This is a genomic window from Burkholderia sp. ABCPW 14 (genome assembly GCF_001523835.1).
Taxonomy (GTDB): domain Bacteria; phylum Pseudomonadota; class Gammaproteobacteria; order Burkholderiales; family Burkholderiaceae; genus Burkholderia; species Burkholderia mayonis.
In genome coordinates this window covers 38,054-58,200 of record NZ_LOVS01000072.1, presented here as the reverse complement: position 1 = coordinate 58,200, position 20,147 = coordinate 38,054, and the positions used below count along the sequence as shown (strand labels likewise).

The 20,147-nt window shown below is 65.5% G+C and carries 19 protein-coding genes and 3 pseudogenes; 14 read left to right on the top strand and 8 right to left on the bottom strand.

Annotation, left to right across the window (positions count from 1 at the left end):
• Window positions 1-169: 169 nt before the first annotated feature.
• Together dnaN and dnaA are read right to left on the bottom strand one after the other, a co-directional pair.
• The gene (gene dnaN / locus WS62_RS10955) at window positions 170-1,273 is read right to left on the bottom strand and encodes a DNA polymerase III subunit beta (RefSeq protein ID WP_066488614.1); all 1,104 of its coding nucleotides are present in this window, start codon (window positions 1,271-1,273) and stop codon (window positions 170-172) included.
• A 161-nt stretch (window positions 1,274-1,434) separates the two neighbouring features.
• Window positions 1,435-3,018 (bottom strand): chromosomal replication initiator protein DnaA, encoded by a 1,584-nt coding sequence (gene dnaA / locus WS62_RS10950; protein WP_066570857.1) that lies wholly within the window; start codon window positions 3,016-3,018, stop codon window positions 1,435-1,437.
• A 446-nt stretch (window positions 3,019-3,464) separates the two neighbouring features.
• On the opposite strand from dnaA, the gene rpmH reads away from it, so the two are divergent.
• The 4 genes from rpmH (at window position 3,465) to yidC (ending at window position 6,109) form a co-directional block, all read left to right on the top strand.
• Window positions 3,465-3,599 (top strand): 50S ribosomal protein L34, encoded by a 135-nt coding sequence (gene rpmH / locus WS62_RS10945; protein ID WP_004198824.1) that lies wholly within the window; start codon window positions 3,465-3,467, stop codon window positions 3,597-3,599.
• 16 nt (window positions 3,600-3,615) lie between these two features.
• Window positions 3,616-4,083 (top strand): ribonuclease P protein component, encoded by a 468-nt coding sequence (gene rnpA / locus WS62_RS10940; protein ID WP_066570856.1) that lies wholly within the window; start codon window positions 3,616-3,618, stop codon window positions 4,081-4,083.
• 80 nt (window positions 4,084-4,163) lie between these two features.
• Window positions 4,164-4,433: a membrane protein insertion efficiency factor YidD gene (gene yidD / locus WS62_RS33270; protein WP_082716496.1), complete on the top strand. Its 270-nt coding sequence runs from the start codon at window positions 4,164-4,166 to the stop codon at window positions 4,431-4,433.
• A gap of 8 nt (window positions 4,434-4,441) precedes the next feature.
• Entirely contained in the window at window positions 4,442-6,109 is a 1,668-nt protein-coding gene (yidC, locus tag WS62_RS10935; protein ID WP_066570855.1) for a membrane protein insertase YidC, read from the top strand.
• A gap of 158 nt (window positions 6,110-6,267) precedes the next feature.
• On the opposite strand, the gene WS62_RS10930 is transcribed toward yidC, so the two are convergent.
• On the bottom strand, window positions 6,268-6,687 hold the full coding sequence (locus WS62_RS10930; RefSeq protein ID WP_059473590.1) for a transcriptional regulator: 420 nt from the start codon (window positions 6,685-6,687) through the stop codon (window positions 6,268-6,270).
• A gap of 335 nt (window positions 6,688-7,022) precedes the next feature.
• Here WS62_RS10930 and mnmE point away from each other — a divergent pair, with 335 nt between their 5' ends.
• Both mnmE and WS62_RS10920 read left to right on the top strand, forming a co-directional pair.
• On the top strand, window positions 7,023-8,426 hold the full coding sequence (gene mnmE / locus WS62_RS10925) for a tRNA uridine-5-carboxymethylaminomethyl(34) synthesis GTPase MnmE (RefSeq protein WP_066570854.1): 1,404 nt from the start codon (window positions 7,023-7,025) through the stop codon (window positions 8,424-8,426).
• A gap of 168 nt (window positions 8,427-8,594) precedes the next feature.
• Window positions 8,595-9,133 (top strand): annotated as a pseudogene (locus WS62_RS10920) (tyrosine-type recombinase/integrase); the annotation flags it as partial.
• On the opposite strand, the pseudogene WS62_RS10915 reads toward WS62_RS10920, so the two are convergent.
• Window positions 9,119-9,778: pseudogene (locus WS62_RS10915) on the bottom strand (nucleotidyl transferase AbiEii/AbiGii toxin family protein); the annotation flags it as partial. The pseudogenes WS62_RS10920 and WS62_RS10915 sit on opposite strands and share 15 nt — an antisense overlap.
• On the opposite strand from WS62_RS10915, the pseudogene WS62_RS10910 reads away from it, so the two are divergent.
• Both WS62_RS10910 and WS62_RS33265 read left to right on the top strand, forming a co-directional pair.
• Window positions 9,738-10,028 (top strand): annotated as a pseudogene (locus tag WS62_RS10910) (DUF4382 domain-containing protein); the annotation flags it as partial. The pseudogenes WS62_RS10915 and WS62_RS10910 overlap by 41 nt on opposite strands.
• 64 nt (window positions 10,029-10,092) lie before the next feature.
• Complete coding sequence (locus WS62_RS33265; RefSeq protein ID WP_082720868.1) at window positions 10,093-10,248, top strand: hypothetical protein; 156 nt, start codon at window positions 10,093-10,095, stop codon at window positions 10,246-10,248.
• A gap of 293 nt (window positions 10,249-10,541) precedes the next feature.
• Here WS62_RS33265 and WS62_RS37375 read toward each other — a convergent pair whose 3' ends face one another.
• On the bottom strand, window positions 10,542-10,712 hold the full coding sequence (locus WS62_RS37375; protein ID WP_010113186.1) for a hypothetical protein: 171 nt from the start codon (window positions 10,710-10,712) through the stop codon (window positions 10,542-10,544).
• 163 nt (window positions 10,713-10,875) lie between these two features.
• Here WS62_RS37375 and speG point away from each other — a divergent pair, with 163 nt between their 5' ends.
• From speG to WS62_RS10890, 3 genes are all read left to right on the top strand, one after another.
• Window positions 10,876-11,436, top strand: coding sequence for a spermidine N1-acetyltransferase (gene speG / locus WS62_RS10900; protein WP_066570852.1), 561 nt, complete (start codon window positions 10,876-10,878; stop codon window positions 11,434-11,436).
• 487 nt (window positions 11,437-11,923) lie between these two features.
• Window positions 11,924-12,271 (top strand): surface attachment protein Sap1, encoded by a 348-nt coding sequence (gene sap1, locus WS62_RS10895; protein ID WP_066488598.1) that lies wholly within the window; start codon window positions 11,924-11,926, stop codon window positions 12,269-12,271.
• 196 nt (window positions 12,272-12,467) lie between these two features.
• Window positions 12,468-13,022 carry a YaeQ family protein gene (locus WS62_RS10890; protein WP_066570851.1) on the top strand — a complete coding sequence of 185 codons (555 nt, stop codon included), beginning with the start codon at window positions 12,468-12,470 and terminating at the stop codon, window positions 13,020-13,022.
• A 117-nt stretch (window positions 13,023-13,139) separates the two neighbouring features.
• Here the strand turns inward: WS62_RS10890 and WS62_RS10885 are convergent, their stop codons facing one another.
• On the bottom strand, window positions 13,140-13,556 hold the full coding sequence (locus WS62_RS10885; protein WP_066570850.1) for a VOC family protein: 417 nt from the start codon (window positions 13,554-13,556) through the stop codon (window positions 13,140-13,142).
• Between the two features lie 401 nt (window positions 13,557-13,957).
• On the opposite strand from WS62_RS10885, the gene ada reads away from it, so the two are divergent.
• The 3 genes from ada (at window position 13,958) to gshA (ending at window position 17,757) form a co-directional block, all read left to right on the top strand.
• Window positions 13,958-15,052 (top strand): bifunctional DNA-binding transcriptional regulator/O6-methylguanine-DNA methyltransferase Ada, encoded by a 1,095-nt coding sequence (gene ada, locus WS62_RS10880; RefSeq protein ID WP_066570955.1) that lies wholly within the window; start codon window positions 13,958-13,960, stop codon window positions 15,050-15,052.
• Window positions 15,049-15,990, top strand: coding sequence for a DNA-3-methyladenine glycosylase family protein (locus WS62_RS10875; RefSeq protein WP_066570849.1), 942 nt, complete (start codon window positions 15,049-15,051; stop codon window positions 15,988-15,990). Before ada ends, WS62_RS10875 begins: the two co-directional genes overlap by 4 nt.
• Before the next feature lie 153 nt (window positions 15,991-16,143).
• Complete coding sequence (gene gshA, locus WS62_RS10870) at window positions 16,144-17,757, top strand: glutamate--cysteine ligase (protein WP_066570848.1); 1,614 nt, start codon at window positions 16,144-16,146, stop codon at window positions 17,755-17,757.
• 22 nt (window positions 17,758-17,779) lie between these two features.
• On the opposite strand, the gene WS62_RS10865 is transcribed toward gshA, so the two are convergent.
• Both WS62_RS10865 and WS62_RS10860 read right to left on the bottom strand, forming a co-directional pair.
• The gene (locus WS62_RS10865) at window positions 17,780-19,219 is read right to left on the bottom strand and encodes an RNA polymerase sigma factor RpoD/SigA (RefSeq protein ID WP_066570847.1); all 1,440 of its coding nucleotides are present in this window, start codon (window positions 19,217-19,219) and stop codon (window positions 17,780-17,782) included.
• A 247-nt stretch (window positions 19,220-19,466) separates the two neighbouring features.
• Window positions 19,467-20,024, bottom strand: coding sequence for a hypothetical protein (locus tag WS62_RS10860; RefSeq protein WP_066570846.1), 558 nt, complete (start codon window positions 20,022-20,024; stop codon window positions 19,467-19,469).
• Window positions 20,025-20,147 lie beyond the last annotated feature (123 nt).

Genomic DNA, 20,147 nt, shown 5'->3' with positions numbered 1-20,147 from the left:
GGCTGCTCAGTTGGCGGCGGGGTGCTTCTGCCGAGAAAACCCGGGCCGCCTCGGGTTTTCTCGCCCCTTCCGGGGCCCGGCGTCGTGCGTCGGCGCTCGAGCGTCCGAATCGCCATAAAAACGCCAAAGGGGCGTGGCGCCCCTTGGTGTGTCCGGCGAGTCGGGCGCGTCAGATGCGCATCGGCATCACCACGTACTTGAATTCGTCGTTCTCGGGCACGGTGATGAGGGCGCTCGAGCTGGCGTCGCCGAGGCTCACCTGAACGGTGTCGACCTTCAGGTTCGCGAGCACGTCGAGCAGATACGTGACGTTGAAGCCGATGTCGACGGTGTCGCCCTGGTAGGCGATTTCCAGTTCTTCCTGCGCCTCTTCCTGGTCGGCGTTGGTCGACATGATCTTCAACTGGCCGGGCGCGATGATGCAGCGCACGCCCTTGAACTTGTCGGACGTGAGGATTGCTGCGCGCTGCAGCGAGCGCTGCAGTTCTTCGCGGCCGATTTCGAACGAGTTCTTGTGCGCCTTCGGGATCACGCGCTGGAAGTCGGGGAACTTGCCCTCGACGAGTTTTGACACCAGCTCGACCTGACCGAACGTGAACTTTGCCTGGGTCTGCGCGATGTCGATCTTGACCGTGTCGTCGATGTCCTCGAGCAGGCGCTGCAGCTCGAGAATCGTCTTGCGCGGGACGATCACTTCCTGGCGGCCGAACGAGCCCTCGATCTTCATCGACGAGAACGCGAGGCGGTGGCCGTCCGTCGCGACGGCCATCAGGCGGTCGCCGTCGACGACGAGCAGCATCCCGTTCAGGTAGTAGCGGATGTCCTGCTGCGCCATCGCGAAGTACACCATGCCGAGGAGCTGGCGGAACGCTTTCTGCGGGACGGAGAGGCTCGCGCCGAAATCCTTTGCCTGCGCGACGGTCGGGAACTCGTCGGCCGCGAGCGTTTGCAGTGCGAAGCGGCTCTTGCCGGATTGGACCGTCAGGCGCTTGTCGGCGAGCGTCAGCGTGACCTGGCCGTCCGGCATCGCGCGCAGGATGTCGAGCAGCTTGCGGGCCGCGACGGTCGTCGCGATCTGGTCGCCGCCGACGCCGAAGTCGGCGCGCGTCGTGATCTGGAGCTCGAGGTCGGTCGACAGGAACGACACGTCCGGGCCGTTCTTCGTGATCAACAGATTGGCGAGGATCGGCAACGTGTGGCGGCGTTCGACGATACCGCTCACGGTTTGCAGCGGCCTAAGGAGGGTGTCTCGTTCGGTCTTGACCAGTTGCATAGAGTTCCTTCGTTCAAATAACGGCCTGCAAGCCTCGCAGCGCCACGCCGGGGGGCCGTCGGCCCGCCGCCGGCGAGGCGGTCAAACCTGTATTGTGCCTCAAAACCGAACCGCCCCTTTTAAATTGGGGCGCTTCCGCCATTCACAAGCGCTCGCGCGCATCAGCCCTTGAGCGTCTGCTCGAGCACGTGCAACTCGTGGTTGAGCTGCGCGTCCTTGCCCCGCTCATCGGCGATCTTGCGCACCGCGTGCAGCACGGTCGTGTGGTCGCGGCCGCCGAACAGCTCGCCGATTTCGGGCAGGCTTTTCTGCGTGAGCTCCTTCGCGAGGTACATCGCAATCTGCCGCGGCCGCGCAATGTTCGCGGGGCGCTTCTTCGAGTACATGTCGGCGACCTTGATGTTGTAGAAGTCGGCGACCGTTTTCTGGATGTTCTCGACCGAGATCTGCCGGTTCTGCACGGTGAGCAGATCCTTCAGCGCCTCCTTCGTCAGCTCGATCGTGATCTCGCGGCCGTGGAACTTCGAGTAAGCGAGGATCTTGCGCAGCGCGCCCTCGAGCTCGCGCACGTTCGAGCGCAGATGCTTCGCGACGAAGAACGCGACGTCCTCCGACAGGCTCACGCCCTCCGACTGCGCCTTGCGCATCAGGATCGCGACGCGCATCTCGAGCTCGGGCGGCTCGATCGCGACGGTCAAGCCCGAGTCGAAGCGCGAGATCAGGCGATCGTCGATGCCGGAGATCTCCTTCGGATACGTGTCGCTCGTGATGATCACCTGCGCCTTGTTCGCGACGAGCGCCTCGAACGCGTAGAAGAACTCTTCCTGCGTGCGCGACTTGCCCGAGAAGAACTGGATATCGTCGATGAGGAGCAGGTCGAGCGAATGATAGTAGCGCTTGAAGTCGTCGAACGCCTTGCGCTGGTACGCCTTCACGACGTCGGACACGTACTGCTCCGCGTGGATGTAGCGGATGCGCGCGCCGGGCTTGTCGAGCAGGAGCTGGTTGCCGATCGCGTGGATCAGGTGAGTCTTGCCGAGGCCGACGCCGCCGTATAGGAACAGCGGGTTGTACGAGATGCCCGGGTTGTCGGCGACCTGGATCGCCGCCGCACGAGCGAGCTGGTTCGCCTTGCCGGTCACGAAGTTGTCGAACGTGAGCACGGGATTGAGCTTCGAGCGCTCGTACATCGAATCGGTTTCGCCGTTCGCGTTCGCCGCGCCCGGGCGCCACGTGCGGCGGCCGGCCGCCGCTTCGTGGGCGGTGAGGCTCGGCAGGTCGAGGTCAGCGGCCTCGTCGGCGTTCAGCGCGGCGGCGTTCGCCTGTGCGGCCTGCGCCGCGGCGACTGCGGCATGGATGCCGGGGGCGGGGGCGGCCGTGGCGCCGGTGTTGGCGGCGCCTGCCGTCGCGGCGGCGGCCGCGGCGGACGCGGGGCCCGCGGACGGCAGCGGCGCGCGGGGCGCGGGCGGCGGTGCGCCTGCGGCGGTGCGCTGGCCTGCCTTCGGATCGAGCACGAATTGCACTTCGATCGGCGCGTTCCAGAAATCGCGGGCCAGATCGGAGATCCGGCCCGAGAACTGGCTCTTGACCCAGTCGAGCTTGAAGCGGTTCGGTGCGGCGATCGACAGCGTGTTCGCAGCGGCATCGAAGGCGACCGGGGCCAAGGGTTTGATCCACGTCACGTACTGTTGGGGCGTCAATTCACGCTCCAATAGCGCGGAACAGTGTTGCCAGAAATCGTTCATCGAAGAGCTGTCGTTGTTTCGGTTGCACGTACGGCACGCGGCCGCCCTTGTCGCGGATGCGCAACAAGGCCCGGTGCGGCCGTGCGGACGTGCCTCGGACGCTTGCGCGACAAAGGTTTGAGCGCGAGCGCGGGCCGAGGCGGCGTGCGGGATTCTTGGAGATAAGGCGAGATTCTACCGCCAAACGCGGTGCGCGCGGGAGTTATCCACAGGGACGGGTCGTCGGTGCGGAGCGATCGCCACGGGGCGCGGAGCCGGGGTTCGACGCCGCCGATGCGGCCCCGGCATGCCTCTAACGTATTGACCGCCAAGAGAAAAACGGTTTAAATAGCGGGTTCCGCGAAAACCAATCCTGTTATTTTTCGGCGATTGCGTTCGCCCGGTTGCCTCGAAAGAGGGGGCACGCGGTCCCTGATTCCCGATATTCTCGAACAAGTGAGAGCGACATGAAACGTACCTACCAACCTTCCGTGACGCGCCGCAAGCGCACCCATGGCTTCCGCGTGCGCATGAAGACGGCTGGCGGCCGCAAGGTCATCAACGCCCGCCGTGCGAAGGGCCGCAAGCGTCTCGCCATCTAAGGGCGGGCCGCGCGCCGTGTCCGCCGTCCGCAGCGATGCGGGCGAGGCAGCCGCTGTCCCGGGTTCGATTCCGTTGCAAGCGTCCGCCGCCTTTCCCAAAGCTGCGCGACTTCTGAAAACGGATGAATTTTCATCCGTTTTTCGTTTGCGCCCGTGGCGGCGCACCGCGCACTTCGTGATCTACGGCAAGCCGACGGGGCGCGATGCGCGTCTTGGGCTCGTCATCGGCAAGAAGTACGCTCCGCGTGCTGTGACGCGGAATCTGGTCAAGCGGCTCGCCCGCGAAGCGTTTCGCACGCGGCGCGCCGAGTTCGCGGGCTGGGACATCTTGCTGCGCCTGCATGCGCGCTTCGACAAGAAGGCGATGCCGAGCGCGGCATCCGCGCCGCTCGCGGCGCTATGCGCGGGCGAGATTCGCGAGCTGCTCGACCGGGCAGCCCGGGAGATCGTCCGTCGCAACGGGGCGAAGCCCGCGTCCGAATGACGCGCCGACGCTCGTCGCGGACGGCGGGCCAGCCGTCCGCCCGATTGGCTCGAACGCGGCGCATCGGCGCCGCCAATGCTATGCAAACGGTTTTGATCGCGTTGCTGCGCTTCTACAAGGTTGCCGTGAGCCCGCTGCTCGGCAGCCGTTGCCGTTTTTATCCCTCCTGTTCGGATTACGCGCGCGAGGCAATCCAGTATCATGGCGCCGCGCGCGGCACTTACCTTGCCGCCAGGCGCCTGTGCCGATGCCATCCGTTCTCCGCGGGCGGCATCGACCTCGTCCCGCCGCCCAACTCCGACGCACGCAACGCTCCTCACAAAGCTGAGGCGTCGTCCCATCGACTCTGAGACAACGCATGGATATCAAACGCACCGTCCTATGGGTGATCTTCTTCATGTCAGCGGTCATGCTGTTCGACAACTGGCAGCGGTCCCACGGACGCCCGTCGATGTTCTTCCCGAACGTCACGCAGACGAACACCGCGTCGAACGCGACTAACGGCGCGTCGGGCGCAAGCGCGGCGGCGGCGAACGCGCTGCCGGCGGCCGCGACGGGCGCAGCTCCCGCGACGACCGCGCCCGCGGCGCAGGCGCAGCTCGTGCGCTTCTCGACCGACGTCTACGACGGCGAGATCGACACGCGCGGCGGCACGCTCGCGAAGCTGACGCTGAAGAAAGAGGGCGACGGCAAGCAGCCCGACCTGTTCGTCACGCTGTTCGACCACGCCGCGAACCACACGTACCTCGCGCGCACGGGCCTCCTCGGCGGCGATTTCCCGAATCACAACGACGTCTACGCGCAGGTCGCGGGTCCGACGTCGCTGTCGGGCGACCAGAACACGCTGAAGCTGTCGTTCGAATCGCCGGTGAAGGGTGGCGTGAAGGTGGTGAAGACGTACACGTTCACGCGCGGCAGCTACGTGATCGGCGTCGACACGAAGATCGACAACGTCGGCACGGCGCCCGTGACGCCGACCGTCTACATGGAGCTCGTGCGCGACAACACGCCCGTCGAGACGCCGCTCTTCTCGCACACGTTCCTTGGGCCGGCGGTCTACACCGACCAGAAGCACTTCCAGAAGATCAACTTCAGCGACGTCGACAAGAACAAGGCCGATTACGTCACGTCCGCCGACAACGGCTGGATCGCGATGGTGCAGCACTACTTCGCGTCCGCGTGGATTCCGCAGCAAGGCGCGAAGCGCGACATCTACGTCGAGAAGATCGATCCGACGCTCTACCGCGTCGGCGTGAAGCAGCCGGTCGCGGCGATCGTGCCTGGCCAGTCGGCCGACGTGTCCGCGCGCCTCTTCGCCGGTCCGGAAGAAGAGCGGATGCTCGAAGGCATCGCGCCGGGCCTCGAGCTCGTGAAGGACTACGGCTGGGTGACGATCATCGCGAAGCCGCTGTTCTGGCTGCTCGAGAAGATCCACGGCTTCGTCGGCAACTGGGGCTGGGCGATCGTTCTGCTCACGCTGCTGATCAAGGCGGTGTTCTTCCCGCTGTCGGCGGCGAGCTACAAGTCGATGGCGCGGATGAAGGAAATCACGCCGCGGATGCAGGCGCTGCGCGAGCGCTTCAAGAGCGATCCGCAGAAGATGAACGCGGCGCTGATGGAGCTCTACAAGACCGAGAAGGTGAATCCGTTCGGCGGCTGCCTGCCGGTGGTGATCCAGATCCCGGTGTTCATCTCGCTGTACTGGGTGCTGCTCGCATCGGTGGAAATGCGCGGCGCGCCGTGGGTTCTGTGGATTCACGATCTGTCGCAGCGCGATCCGTACTTCATCCTGCCGGTGCTGATGGCCGTCTCGATGTTCGTGCAGACGAAGCTGAATCCGACCCCGCCGGACCCGGTCCAGGCGAAGATGATGATGTTCATGCCGATCGCGTTCTCGGTGATGTTCTTCTTCTTCCCGGCCGGCCTCGTGCTGTACTACGTGGTGAACAACGTGCTGTCGATCGCGCAGCAGTACTACATCACGCGCACGCTCGGCGGCGCCGCGGCGAAGAAAAAGGCGAGTTGACGCTCGGCTGATTGAAAAAGGGGCGACGCAGTTCGCCCCTTTTTTGGGTTCATCGAGCCGCGCCGAGTGGTCGTGGGGTCGTGCATCGTTTCGATCGAGGATGCGAAAAAGCCGCCTGTTGATCAGGCGGCTTTTTCATTGAGGCCGGCGGCGCGCGATCAGCGCTTTGAGGTATCGCCGTAGAACTGTTCGATCAACTCCTGCACCAGATAGCGGTGATGCGGCGATAGCGCCTCGATCTTCGACGCGAGCTCGATCGTCTCCGGCGTCGGCGGATATTTTTCGTCGCGCGGCAGCGGCTGCGGCGTCGTGCGCGCCGCGCTCGGCGGCGGACCGTAGTGCAGCCAATGCAGGTCGACCCGCAGCCACTCGGCAAGCGTGCGAAGCTTGTCAGGTGTTGGAATCGTGCGGCCCGTCAGCCATTTGTGCGCAGTTTGCGGAGAAACCGGATGCTCGCCGTGATGACGCAAATTGAAATGCAAAGCGAGTTCCGTCGCGCCGGTCACTTTTTCTGGGCTGCGCAACAAGGCGAATTTGAGACGTTCGGTGAACGCCGCTTTTTCTTCGAGTGTCGGCATGGCCAGATTGTGCAGTTCGACTGCCGTCAGGAAGACAACCAATTAGGTTATGTTTAGCCCAACTGAGTGACTGTTTAACTGGTGGATGCCAGAGGTTGCGGCCGCGTGTGAGTGCGCTCATGCTTGCTGATTGGCGGTCGAGGTCGTTTCGTCGGCGACGCGCCGGATATTCATCACATGAATTGATTAGCGCAACTAAGATAAATAGAAAATTGCGGAAAATGGCGGGGTGGAACGTAGTCTGCGCAATAGTATTGCGCAGCCGGGCTACAATTCGGCATTCAAAGATATCTCCGTTTTTTGATTTCCATTTCATTTATTTCAGATTTATCGCCATGCTCGCCACTGATTCCGATCCGATCGTCGCCATTGCCACCGCGTCAGGCCGGGGCGGAATCGGCGTCGTGCGCATTTCGCTCGGGCGCGCCGGAGAAGCGGCGGCGCTCGCGCTGAGCGACGCGCTGTGCGGCTCGCGGCTCGCGCCGCGTCATGCGGCCTACGTGCCGTTTCTCGACGACGCCGGCGAGCCGCTCGATCGCGGCATCGCGCTCTATTTCCCGGCGCCGCACTCGTATACCGGCGAGCATGTGCTCGAGTTGCAAGGCCACGGCGGCCCGATCGTGCTGCAGCTCGTGCTGCAGCGCTGCCTCGACGCGGGGCGCGCGTACGGCTTGCGGCTCGCCGAGCCGGGCGAATTCACGCGCCGCGCGTTCTTGAACGACAAGCTCGACCTCGCGCAGGCCGAGGCCGTCGCCGATCTGATCGAGGCGAGCACCGAGGCCGCTGCGCGCTCGGCCGGCCGGTCGCTCGACGGCGCGTTCTCGCGCGACATCCACGCGCTCGTCGACGACGTGATCGCACTCCGGATGCTCGTCGAGGCGACGCTCGATTTTCCGGAGGAGGAGATCGACTTTCTGGAGGCTGCGGATGCGCGCGGCAAGCTCGCGCACATCCGAGAGCGGCTCGCGTACGTGCTCGGCGATGCGCGGCAGGGGGCGCTGCTGCGCGAGGGGCTGTCGGTCGTGCTCGCGGGGCAGCCGAACGTCGGCAAGTCGTCGCTATTGAACGCGCTTGCGGGCGCGGAGCTCGCGATCGTCACGCCGATCGCCGGCACGACGCGCGACAAAGTCGCGCAGACGATCCAGGTCGAGGGCATTCCTCTGCACATCATCGACACGGCGGGGCTGCGCGAGACGGAGGACGAGGTCGAGAAGATCGGCATCGCGCGTACGTGGGGCGAAATCGAGCGGGCGGACGTCGTGCTGCATTTGCTCGATGCGCGCAGTGGGCTCAGCGCCGACGACCGAGCGATTGCCGCGCGTTTTCCGGCCGGGGTGCCGGTCGTGCGCGTGCTGAACAAGGCGGATCTGACGGGCACGCCGGCGTCGGTGGTGCGGGTGGGCGGCGCAGAAGACGGCGCGGAGGTGTGCGAAGTGCGGCTGTCTGCGAAGCGCGGCGACGGGATCGATTTGCTGCGCGGCGAGTTGCTGCGGATCGCCGGGTGGCAGGCGGGCGCGGAAAGCGTGTACCTCGCGCGCGAGCGCCATCTGATCGCGCTGCGCGCGGCGCAGGCGCATCTCGCGCGGGCGACCGAGCATGCGGATCAGAATGCTCAGGCGCTGGATCTCTTCGCCGAGGAACTGAGGCTCGCGCAGGAGCAGCTCAATTCGATTACCGGGGAGTTTACTTCTGATGATTTGTTGGGGGTGATCTTTAGTCGGTTTTGCATCGGCAAATAATCAGTTGCCGAGCGACGGCAAAGGTTCGCAAGAAAAACGCCGAAATCCATTGTCTGGTTTGGGCGTTCCTCCAAAGTTCGCCAAGCTTTCACAATTGATAGCCACGCTTTATTAGTACACATTTCAGTACACAAATCGACTGTGTACTTTCCGCTGAGTACTAACGTCATGCCGAAAATCTCAATTCCCCTGAACGACACGCGTATCAAGAGTCTCAAGCCGAAGACGGCCCGCTACACCGTGTCGGACGGTGGCGGCCTAGTGCTCGAAGTGATGGCCTCCGGCTCGAAGTTCTGGCGCTATCGGTATTCCCTGCATGGAAAGCAACAGCCCGTGGTCACGATCGGCGAGTATCCGGCGGTGAGCTTGACCATCGCGCGGGAACGGGCGCGGCGTTACGCGGAGATTGTGGCGAGCGGCGTGTCGCCGGTCGCAGACGCTCGAAAGGACCGAGGCGCGGTGAAGAGCCTCGACACGGTGCGAGAGTTCGGCGCGTACTGGATCGAGCAGCAGATAGCCGGCAGTCCGAGGAGTACCTGCGGACGACAAAGCGGGCGCTTGAGAAGGACATCTACCCCGCGATCGGCGGCAAGTCCGTTTCAGATGTGACGCCCGGTGATGTGCTCGCGATCTGCGATCGAATCAAGAAGCGCGGCGCGCCGAAAATGGCGCTCGCCACACGGAATGTCCTCAAGCGAATGTACGAGTAGGCTCACATCAAAGTTCGCGGCCGTGAGCAGGTCCGTCGCCTGTTCGTAGGTTCGCTCGATATTTCCGGCATCGACGTAGTTGCGCAGGACGAACAGCAGGTCCACGGAGTCCGTATTTTTCGTCAGTCGCCTGTCCTTCCACGCGATGAGCTTGAGCAGGACGAACGCCGGCAGCGTTACGATGGGCACGACAAGACCTTCACCGATGCTCACCGGTTGCGCGGTATCGACCGCCTCTTGGAACCCAAGAACCGTCATCACGATGTCGCCATCTGGGGGCCAGTGGATCTCGCCCGGCGGGCCCTCGATCTGACTGAAGGGCACAATGTCGAGCTCACTTTCGTAGTCGTCCGCGCTGCGCTTGAACAGCAGCTTCTGCTGCTTGGAATGACGCCTGAAGCGCTGCGTTTGCACCAACAGTTCGATTAGCGCGTCGTGGGACTCCCAACTAACGGCGCACACAGCGACGTCCACGTCGCGCGTGGCGACGGGGGCTCTGATATCGTGCAGATGCCACATGAGGATGTCACGCGCGGTCGCCCCCGCGAGCACGAATTTCGCACCGAGTTGTGCACACGCGTCTTTCACGTCGCACAGTAACGCGATTGTGAGCGCGGACGCGATCCTGCGTGCACTGCAGATGGTGAACTCGCTGCCTTATGAGGTTGCGTCGACGAACGCGAATCTCGATACCGGCGCCTACGCGCTGACACTGCCGACCGCGGCGCCGATCATCGGCACGTACTCGGGTTCGCTGCCGGTCGTGATGGGGGCGGTGCCGACCGCTGCAGGCCAGTACACGATCGAAGCCGATGCGGCGAATGGCGCGACGCAGCAGCAGCCGGTGAACATCAGCACGGGCTCGGTCTCGAACGTCAATTTCGGGTTCTGATCGTCGGTAAAACGAAGGGAAGGGGCGCGACCCCTTCCGCTTCCACCATCAACGGGGAAACAACATGAAGAAAATCATCATCGCATTGGCGGTTTCCGCAGGTGTCCTGAGCGGCTGCGCGGTCTATGCGCCGGATCAACCCGGTGTCATCATGGCGCCGCAGGGCGGCCCGGGCAACGGCTTCTGCCCGCCGGGACAGGCGAAGAAAGGAAACTGCTGAGTACGCGATTTCGCGGACCAAGGGCGCCTTCGGGCGCCTTTTTGTGTGCCGGGCCGCAACGGCCGGACGATCTGCTGCAGTTCGAATCGGATGTCGCGCGTCGGTTCGCGCGCGACGTGGGATGCGGCACAAGCAAACGCCGAACCTGGCTTGCCATCGGATTCGGCGTATCAAATGGAATCATGCGTGCGCGCCGTACGTTCTTTGCCACCGCCGTGCCGATGCGCGGCGGATGTCCTTTCGCATGCGATGCGGCAAATCCGCGCGGCCGGAGCGCGGACGACTCGACGTCGTCAATGCCCTCGCCGCAGGATGCGCCACGGATGGCGCCAGTCGATATGCGGCGCGTGCTCGTCGCGCGGATGCTGCAGGCGGTGCTCCTGCCAGAGTTCGTCGGAGTACAGCACCGCGACGATGAGAAGCGGCAGTACGAGAAAAACGCCCAGTATCACTTGCTCGATCACGATAGCCTCCATCGCGGGGGCGGGAACCCTCGATTCATTTTAGGCTCTGTACCAAAGCCCGCAGTCATTTTCCGTCGATGCATCCCTCGACGCACTCCGCGCTTGCCCGGGTGTCCATACCGCCCGCACGCAGTCTCCCGAATGACTCAAGGACAACCACACCATGCAAATCCAGAACGAACAACATACGCTCGCGCTGAGACCGCTCGAGCGTCAAGACCTCCGTTTCGTCCACGAACTGAACAACGACGCGAAGATCATGCGTTACTGGTTCGAAGAGCCGTACGAAACGTTCACGGAGCTGTCGCAGCTATACGACCAGCACGTGCACGACCAGCGCGAGCGCCGCTTCGTCGCGGTCGATCCGGACGGTGAGCTCGTCGGTCTCGTCGAGCTGATCGAGCTCGACTACATCCATCGTCGCGGCGAGTTCCAGATCATCATCGCGCCGAACCGGCAGGGACGCGGGTACGCGACGCGCGCGACCCGGCTCGCCGTCGAATATGCGTTCAAGGTACTGAACCTGCGCAAGCTGTATTTGATCGTCGACAAATCGAATGCCGCGGCGATTCGGGTTTACGAGAAATGCGGTTTCCAGCACGAGGCCGAATTGATCGAAGAATTTTTCGGCAATGGCCAGTATCACAACGCATTGAGAATGTGCATTTTCCAGCCCAATTATTTCGTCGCCCAGCCGAGCGCGGAATTGCGCGGCCGCGAATAACGCCGGCCGGCGTGTACACCGTAGCGCCACGCCCGTCAGGGTATGGCGCTTGTGGCGACGGAACGAATGCCAGGTGCGAAAGCACCTGGCATTTTTCTTGTATTCCGCAGATCAGAAAAATTGCCATGCGGCGGCGCGATATTTTTCGACGACTTTATGTGCGATGCATCAAATCGCCAACCGGCTCCTTTTGAATTATCCAACTCGTTCATCATGGGAAACCGCGCGCGACTGAAAGGCTTGTAGGGCAAGACTTTTGGGCATCCGAATCATCCGGAAAGCGCATTCGTGCCGCGACCGGGCGCGACAGCGCGCTCCACAAACGAAGCTGCGCGGCGGGTGCGGCAATTCGTCGCTATTGCGGTCGCACAACGAATGTGCTTGAGATCGCCTTCGCATCTTCTAGTATGACAAAGTACGGGTCGACGCAAGCCTTTAAATACATAGCTAACCCGAGCTCATGACCCGAGCGAGTGGGAGACACGACATGATGAAGCGAACCGGCCTTTTTCTGATGTTGACGAGCGGTATCGTTGCATTTTCGGTGGCGCAGGCGAGCGGCGACGCGTCGCTCAAGCCGCAACAGGAAATCCAGCTTACCAAGAATGCTTGGGGATGCTTGTCGAAAGACAATCTGGATTCCGTACTGAATCATGAGCGCGACGGCCACTCGCAGGCGAAGCAGCAGTATTTCGACGACTACCGCTGCCTGTCGGTGCCGGAGGGCCAGCGCTTCCGGATCGTCAGCGTCGACAATGGCGACGTGCAGTTCGTGAGCGCGGAGAACAGCGACCAGCAAGGTCTCTGGGCCGACTCGCGCTTCGTCAAGCAGTAACGCGGCCGCATTCGCTTCCGATGGCGCGCTCGGGCACGGCCCGGGTGTGGCGAGATCTCACGGCCCGGCGCGTGTCGGGCCGTGCCGCGTTTACCGCCGCCTTCGGTGCCGCTCGCGCAGCGTCGCGCGGCCATCGCGCATTCGGTATCATCACGCCCCAACCCGAATCAACAGCCCGCATGGGGCCCGATGCTGAATGGCGCTCAAATCGACGATCTACAAGGCGGAGCTGCAAATCGCCGACATGGACCGGCACTACTATGCCGATCACTCGCTCACCATCGCCCGTCATCCGTCCGAGACGGACGAGCGGATGATGGTGCGCATCGCCGCGTTCGCGCTGTTCGCGCACGAGCGGCTCGAGTTCTGCAAGGGGTTGTCGGACACCGATGAGCCCGATCTCTGGCAAAAGGACCTGACAGGCGCGATCGAGACCTGGATCGACATCGGCCAGCCCGACGAGCGCCGCATCGCGAAAGCGAGCGGCCGCGCCGACCAGGTGAACGTGATTGCGTACGGCGGCCGCACGTCGGACATCTGGTGGCAGGGTGCGCGCGGCAAGGTTGAGCGGCTGCGCAATGTGCAGGTGGCGTCGCTGGCCGACGGCGTCGCGGCCGCGCTGGGCGGCATCGCGGAGCGCACGATGCGTCTGCAGTGCACGATCCAGGATGGTGCCGCGTGGCTGTCGAGCGCGACGCACGATCCGGTCGCGATCGAGTGGACTGTGTTGAAAGCGCGCGAAGACGCCTGAGCGGACGGCGATGCGGCGCGCGGCGCGCGGGGATGGGTGGCCGGGCGTCAGCCGGAGCGAAGTCAGGGTGTTCGGTTCCGCTTCCGGCCCCCGGTTCGCTAGATTGTGCCCCCGCGCTCAGGGCGCGACGGCCTCCGGCGGCCCCTTGAGCTCGACCATGTTTCCTTCTGGATCGAACAGATAGATCGACGGCCCGTAGCCGTCCGCGCCGTAGCGCCGCGCTTCGTCGCCCGGCCGCGCGCCGTGCGCGGCGAGATGCGCGTGCAGCGCGGCCGCGTCGAACGGTTCGACGCGCAGGCACAGGTGGTCCATGTTCCGGCCCTTTCCCGGCGCCCCGCTGTCCGGCCGGTCGATCGACGCGCCGACCGTGAGCAGGTCGATCAGCGAGCGCCCGGCGCGCAGCTGGACGAGCCCCAAATCCCGCTGCTCTTTTTCGACGTGGCAGCCAAGCACGTCGCAATAGAAACGCGTCATCGCCGCCAGATCGGCGACACGCAGCACCACGTGATCGATCTCGTGGATATGGAATTTCATCGGGGACGTCTCCTTTGGGAGGAAGTCTTACCGAGTGTAGGCGGTCCGTGCGACGCGCGGACGGACGGTGCAAAATCGACGGACGAAAAAAAGCCCGTTCGTGTTCGAACGGGCTTAATCCATATCAGGAGGAGACATGGAGGAGACAGGTCCAACTATACACATCCGGATGGTGCGACGCAATATTCTTTGTGTAAAAAAACGTCAGGACGGCAATCTGTCGCATCCGCACCGCAACAAAATAGGGCCGATGCGGTGCCCGCGCGCGGTTGCGGCATGAATCGGATGATTGTGTGACGTTCGTGTGTCAGCAGTACGAATGAGAGCGCAAGAATCAGCGCGTAGGCGTCGGAATCGACGTCTACAGTGACAGGCATCCGTTCCGCCTTTGCGAGGTCATGATGAAGAAGCCAGCCTATTCGACCGACGACGCGCGTTGGGCCGCGCTCGTCGCGCGGGACGCCGATGCCGACGGCGCGTTCTGCTACGCGGTCAGGACGACGGGCGTGTTCTGCCGGCCGTCGTGCGCGTCGCGGCTGCCGAAGCGCGAAAACGTGTCGTTCTTTGCCGACACGGGCGCCGCGCGTGCGGCCGGCTACCGTCCGTGCAAGCGTTGCCAGCCCGAAGGGCTGCCGCGCGAGCTCGAAATCGTCAATCGCGCGTGCGCGGTGCTCGACGCCCATCGTCAGGACCGCTTCACGCTCGCACAGCTAAGCGACGCCGTCCACGTGAGTCCGTTCCATCTGCAGCGACTCTTCAAGCGCGTCGTCGGCGTGTCGCCGCGCCAATATCAGGCCGCGCAGCGCGGCGCCGCGTTGCGCGACGCGCTGCAAAGCGGCGTCGCCGTCACGCGCGCGGCCGTCGACGCAGGCTTCAACTCGTCGTCGCGGCTCTACGAGTCGGTGCCGCGCGAGCTTGGCATGTCGCCGTCCGCGTTCCGCCGCAAGGGCGCCGGACTGAGGATCGAGTACGCGGCCGCAGACACGCGGCTCGGCGTCGTGCTCGTCGCGGCGACGCGCAAGGGCATCTGCAAGATTGCGTTCGGCGACGCTGCGGCGGCGCTCGTCGACGAGCTGAAGGCGGCGTTCGCGAACGCGGAGCTCGTCGAGTCGCCCGAGCGGATCGCGCCGTTCGTCGCGCAGGTCGACGCGTATCTGAACGGCACGCGCCGACGCTTCGAGCTGCCGCTCGACCTCGCCGCCACCGAGTTCCAGCAGCGCGTGTGGGATGCATTGCGTCGGATTCCTTACGGCGAGACGCGCAGCTACACGCAGATCGCCGAGGCACTCGGCGCGCCGCGCGCAGTGCGGGCGGTCGCGAGCGCGTGCGCGTCGAACCCGGTCGCGCTCGCCATTCCGTGTCACCGCGTCGTGCAGAAAGGCGGCTCGCTCGCCGGCTATCGATGGGGATTGCCGCGCAAGGCGGCGCTCCTCGACGCCGAAGCGCAACGCGCGGCGGGCGAGCCCGTCGCGCTCGCCGTGGACGACGCAGCTTGAGCGCCGCGTCCGAGTCGGCCGCCGCGCGGCCCGGCAGCGTCGCGCTCGAGCTGCCGTTCAAATCGCCATACGATTGGCCGCGCGTGCTGCGTTTCTTCGCGGGGCGCGCGATTCCGGGCGTCGAGGCGGTCGAGGGCGGCGCGTATCTGCGCACGTTCGACCATCGCGGCGCGGCGGGTGTGCTGACGGTACGCAAGCATTCGCGCAAGCGCTGTCTCGTCGCGCTCATCGAGGGCGATGCGGCGCGGCGTCTGGACGACGGTTTCGCCGCGCGGCTCGTGACGATGTTCGATCTAGATGCCGATCCCGCGGCGATCGGCGCGCATTTCGCGCGCGACGCCTGGCTCGCGCCACTCGTCGACGCCGCGCCGGGCCTGCGCGTGCCGGGCGCGTGGTCGACCTTCGAACTGATCGTGCGCGCGATCGTCGGCCAGCAGGTGAGCGTGAAAGCGGCGACGACGATCGTCGGGCGGCTCGTCGAGCGCGCAGGCGAGCAACTCGCCCACCATGCGCAGCGCCCGGTCGGCTGGCGTTTCCCCGAACCCGCCGCGCTCGCCGCGTGCGATTTGTCGCGTATCGGGATGCCGGGCAAACGCGTCGCCGCGCTGCAGGGCGTCGCGCGCGCGGTCGCTGCGGGCGACGTGCCGCTCGACGCGTACGCAACGGACCCGGCCGGCGTGCGCGCCGCATTGCTCGCGCTGCCGGGAATTGGTCCGTGGACCGTCGAATACGTCGCGATGCGTGCGTGGCGCGACGCCGATGCGTGGCCGGCGACCGATCTCGTGCTGATGCAGGCGATCGCCGCACGCGATCCCGCGCTCGACCGTCCGGCGAGCCAGCGCCGCCGGACCGACGCGTGGCGGCCGTGGCGTGCGTACGCGGCGATGCATCTGTGGAACGAGATCGCCGACCGCGCCGGCGCGGCGCGAGGCGGGTAGACGGCGGGCCGTGCACGGCCGGCGCGAATCGTCGGGCAACGCCGGAGGGCAGGTCGAGCGAGCCTTTCGGCGAGATGTTAAAGTGCCCGCTACTGTCAAATCCCGCCAGGTGGTCCGCGCGCGTCGCGGGTTGCCGAGCCCGCACTTGCATCGATGCCGAACAACATGACTTCCCGCCAGACAGACTTGCTACAGCAACGCCTTGCCGTGTTGAGCACGAGCCCGACGCGCGAGCAACTGCCTGACGGCCTGCGCGGCATCGAGAAGGAAAGCCTGCGCGTGACGCGCGACGGCATGATCGCGTTCACGCCGCATCCGCGCGCACTCGGATCGGCGCTCACGCATCCGTCGCTCACGACCGACTATTCGGAAGCGCTGGTCGAACTGATCACGCCCGCGGAGCGTGACGCCGCGATAACGCTCGAGCGGCTCGACGAGCTGCATCGCTACGTCTATGCGTCGATCGGCGACGAGATGCTGTGGACGGATTCGATGCCGGGCCTCTTGCCTGCCGACGACGAAATCCCGATCGCGGACTACGGCACGTCGAACATCGGGCGCCTGAAGACCGTCTACCGGCGCGGCCTCGCATATCGCTACGGCCGCACGATGCAGTGCATCGCGGGCATCCACTACAACTATTCGCTGAGCGAAGAAGTCTGGCGGCGGCTGCACGAGGCGGAAGGCTCGACCGCGAACAGGGTCGACTACCAATCCGAGCGCTATCTCGCGCAGATTCGCAATTTCCGCCGCACGAGCTGGCTGCTGATGTATCTGTTCGGCGCGTCGCCCGCGCTCGATCTCGGTTTCCTGCGCGGCCGCCCGCACAAGCTCGACACGTTCGACGCCGCGACGCTCTACCGCCCGCACGCGACGAGCCTGCGGATGAGCGACCTCGGCTACTCGAACACGACCGCGCAGTCGGCGCTCGAGGCCGACTACAACACGCTGCAGGGCTATCTCGACGCGCTGTCGAAGGCGGTCAGCGAGCCGTATCCGCCGTACGAAGCGATCGGCACGCACCGCGACGGCGATTGGATTCAGATCAACACGAACGTGCTGCAGATCGAGAACGAGTTCTACTCGACGATCCGGCCGAAACGCATCACGTACTCGGGCGAGCGGCCGCTGCACGCGCTCGCGTCGCGCGGCGTCCAGTACATCGAGGTGCGCTGCCTCGACATCGACCCGTTCGAGCCGACGGGCATCTCGCTCGACACCGCGCGCTTCATCGATGCGTATCTGCTCGTCTGCGCGCTCGACGATAGCGCGCCGCTCACGTGCGATGCGTATCGCGAGTCGAACGCGAACTTCGGCCGCGTGACGATGGAAGGACGCAAGCCTGGGCTCGAGCTGACGCGCGACGGCGCGGCGGTGCCGATGCGCGCATGGGCCGACGAGCTCTTCGCGCAGATCGAAGCGGCGGGCCGCGTGCTCGACGAAATTCGCGGCGGCGACGCGCACGCGCGCGCGATCGCCGCGCAGCGCGCCAAGCTCGACGATCCGGAGCGCACGCCGTCCGCACGCGTGCTGCGTGCGATGCGCGCGAACGGGCAGTCGTTCATCGAGTTTGCGCGCGCGCAAAGCGAAGCGCATGCGGCGTACTTCCGCAGCCGCCCGCTCGACGAGACCGCGACGCGCGACGCTCAGGCGCTCGCCGAGCGCTCGCTCGCGGAGCAGACGGAGCTCGAAGGGAAGAACGCCGGATCGTTCGACGCGTTCGTCGCCGCGTATCGCGCGTATACGTTGAATCGGTTCAGCGTCTGACCCAAGGCAAGGCGAGCGGCGGTTACGGCTGCACGTCGAGGAAGTCGTGCGCGTTGCACGCTTCGGCGGTCACGCGCAGCGTCTGCAGCGCGCGCTTCTCGATGCGGCGGATCTGCTCGCGCGATACCCCCGATTGCGCGGCGATCTGCTCGTAGCTCCATGGCTCGTCGCCGCCGATGCCGAAGCGCCGGCGCAGGACGTCGGCTTCCTGCGCGGACATCGTTTTCAGCAGCGACGCGACGACGTCGCGCATCTGCGCACCGGCCAGCGCGTCGAACAGGCTCGGCGTCGACGCATCCTCGACGAGGTCGCCGAATTCGGCCTGATCGTCGTCGCCGAGCGGCGCGTTCAGCGAACGCGGCTCGTGCGGCAGTTGCAGCACCGCGCGCAGACGCTCGGTCGACAGCTCGGTCGCCTCCGAGAGTTCCGCGAGCGACGCCCGGGCGCCGCTGCGCTGCTTGATCCGATCGGCGATCTTGCGCACGCGGCGCGCCTGATCGCCGACGTGAACCGGCAGGCGGATCGTGCGTGCGCGGTCCGCGACCGCGCGCGAAATCGCCTGACGAACCCACCACGTCGCATACGTCGAGAACTTGAAGCCGCGCCGATATTCGAATTTCTGGATTGCGCGCAGCAGGCCGAGATTGCCTTCCTGCAGCAGATCGGCGAGATCGAGACCGCGCGACGCGTACTTGCGCGCGATCGACAGCACGAGCCGCAGGTTCGCTTCGGCCATCTTGCTGGTCGCGGCCGAGATGCGCGCCTCGCCTTCGGCAAACGCGTGCGCGGCGGCGCGCAGCGCGCTCGCGTTGCCCTTCGGTGGTGGCGCCGGCGTGCGATGCATCGCGCGCCGCACCGCGTCGATCTCGGTCGACGGCCAGCCGTAGGCATCGAGGGCGGCGTATGCCTGCTTGCGCGCACGGGCGAACGCGCGCACCCCCTCGTCACCGCGGGCGCGCGCACGCTGCAGCGCGGCGCGCGCACGGGTGAGCGCCGGCTCGTCCGGCAGCGACGCCAGATCGAGAAGATCGAGCGTATCGGCGAGCGCCTGCAGCACGTGCTGACGGCCGGCTTCGATTTCCGATGCGAGCGCGATTTCCTGCGCGTGATTCAGCAGCGGCACCGCGTGCATCCGGCGCACGAAGAGGGCGAGCGGATCCGTCGAGATCGCGGTGTCGTCGCTTCGTTCGGACGAATGCGATTCTGCGTCGCCGTGCCAATCGGCATCGGCGCGCGCGGACCGCGCCAGCTTGTCGTCGAACGACGCGGGGCCGCCGCTTTCATCGGTTGCGTGATGGTCTAGGTGGCCGAGATCGCCGAGGTCGTGCTCGAGCACGGCGGACGACGCGCCGCTGAGCTCGTCGCCCACATCGGCGTATGCCGCGTCGTCGTGGGCGCCGGCAAGTTCGAGCAATCGATCGATGCCCTGTTCGTAGCGCACGTCGCGCTCTGAGACTTTCATGGCAAACGCGGATCGGGCCGCGGTGTGTCGTGACGGAGCGTGTCCGTCGAGCCAGGCTCGTCGGCTTGCCGCGGACGCCCGTCCGCGCCGATGGGCTTTACAGGCCTGCATGTGGTGGCGGACCGCGCAATTTCAATGGCGGGCCGTGCTCATGTAGCCGCAAAATGCGTGCCGACGCGATCGAAACAGGTTCGGAAGCCTTATCGATTGCACGTCGGGCTGCGCCTTCGACGAACGGATGGCGACGTTATTCGTACGATTCGCGGCGTATGCGCGCGGCGCCCGGTGCCGCACTCTCGATGCTGGCCGCCGCACGCTCGCGCAAGCGGCCGTCGTCTTCGTCGTTGGCGCCGGGCTCGACGGGAATATCGCCGGCCTCGGCGTCGGCGTCGCGTTCGTCGGCGAAGTCCGGCTCGGCCTCATGCGGCTCGGCGGTGTACGAACTCGCGGTGCCGAAGCCAGGCGCGGCTTCGCGCAGCGCCGACGCGTACGCTTTCCAGCCGGTGTCGTTGCCCGCGAACAGGTGCTTGCGAACGGGCAGCGCGAGCGCGCCGTAGTCGAGCGGATCTTCGAGCAGCAGTTGCGGCCACAGGCAGAATGAGCGCAGTACGCGGGCTTCGAACTCGCGCACGGTCATGTCCTGCACGACGTACTCGACGAGCGGCACGTCGGCGAGCATGCCGTTCGTCGCGAGCAGCGCTTCGATCGACAGGCTGTCGGGCTTCTGCTGTTCGAGCCGGCTCAGGATTTGCAGCACGCTGCCGAGATGCAGCAGCAGCGCGCGCCGTGCGTAAGCATCTTCCATGACGATGTCTCCGGGACGAATGGGCTCGCCGCACGTGCCGGACAGGCCGCTCGCGATCGAGCGGCGGCGAGCCGGTGCCGCGCGGCGGGCCGTATGGGGTCCGAAACGCTGCTGCGTCGACGC

Coding starts and splice junctions, on each gene's coding strand:
- WS62_RS33265 (WP_082720868.1), top strand. CDS start 10,093: ATGAAGAAAATCATCATCGCATTGGCGGTTTCCGCAGGTGTCCTGAGC.
- WS62_RS10865 (WP_066570847.1), bottom strand. CDS start 19,219: ATGAAAGTCTCAGAGCGCGACGTGCGCTACGAACAGGGCATCGATCGA.
- WS62_RS10930 (WP_059473590.1), bottom strand. CDS start 6,687: ATGCCGACACTCGAAGAAAAAGCGGCGTTCACCGAACGTCTCAAATTC.
- speG (WP_066570852.1), top strand. CDS start 10,876: ATGCAAATCCAGAACGAACAACATACGCTCGCGCTGAGACCGCTCGAG.
- WS62_RS10885 (WP_066570850.1), bottom strand. CDS start 13,556: ATGAAATTCCATATCCACGAGATCGATCACGTGGTGCTGCGTGTCGCC.
- yidC (WP_066570855.1), top strand. CDS start 4,442: ATGGATATCAAACGCACCGTCCTATGGGTGATCTTCTTCATGTCAGCG.
- WS62_RS10890 (WP_066570851.1), top strand. CDS start 12,468: ATGGCGCTCAAATCGACGATCTACAAGGCGGAGCTGCAAATCGCCGAC.
- rpmH (WP_004198824.1), top strand. CDS start 3,465: ATGAAACGTACCTACCAACCTTCCGTGACGCGCCGCAAGCGCACCCAT.
- dnaN (WP_066488614.1), bottom strand. CDS start 1,273: ATGCAACTGGTCAAGACCGAACGAGACACCCTCCTTAGGCCGCTGCAA.
- gshA (WP_066570848.1), top strand. CDS start 16,144: ATGCCGAACAACATGACTTCCCGCCAGACAGACTTGCTACAGCAACGC.
- sap1 (WP_066488598.1), top strand. CDS start 11,924: ATGATGAAGCGAACCGGCCTTTTTCTGATGTTGACGAGCGGTATCGTT.
- mnmE (WP_066570854.1), top strand. CDS start 7,023: ATGCTCGCCACTGATTCCGATCCGATCGTCGCCATTGCCACCGCGTCA.
- WS62_RS10860 (WP_066570846.1), bottom strand. CDS start 20,024: ATGGAAGATGCTTACGCACGGCGCGCGCTGCTGCTGCATCTCGGCAGC.
- ada (WP_066570955.1), top strand. CDS start 13,958: ATGAAGAAGCCAGCCTATTCGACCGACGACGCGCGTTGGGCCGCGCTC.
- yidD (WP_082716496.1), top strand. CDS start 4,164: ATGCAAACGGTTTTGATCGCGTTGCTGCGCTTCTACAAGGTTGCCGTG.
- dnaA (WP_066570857.1), bottom strand. CDS start 3,018: ATGAACGATTTCTGGCAACACTGTTCCGCGCTATTGGAGCGTGAATTG.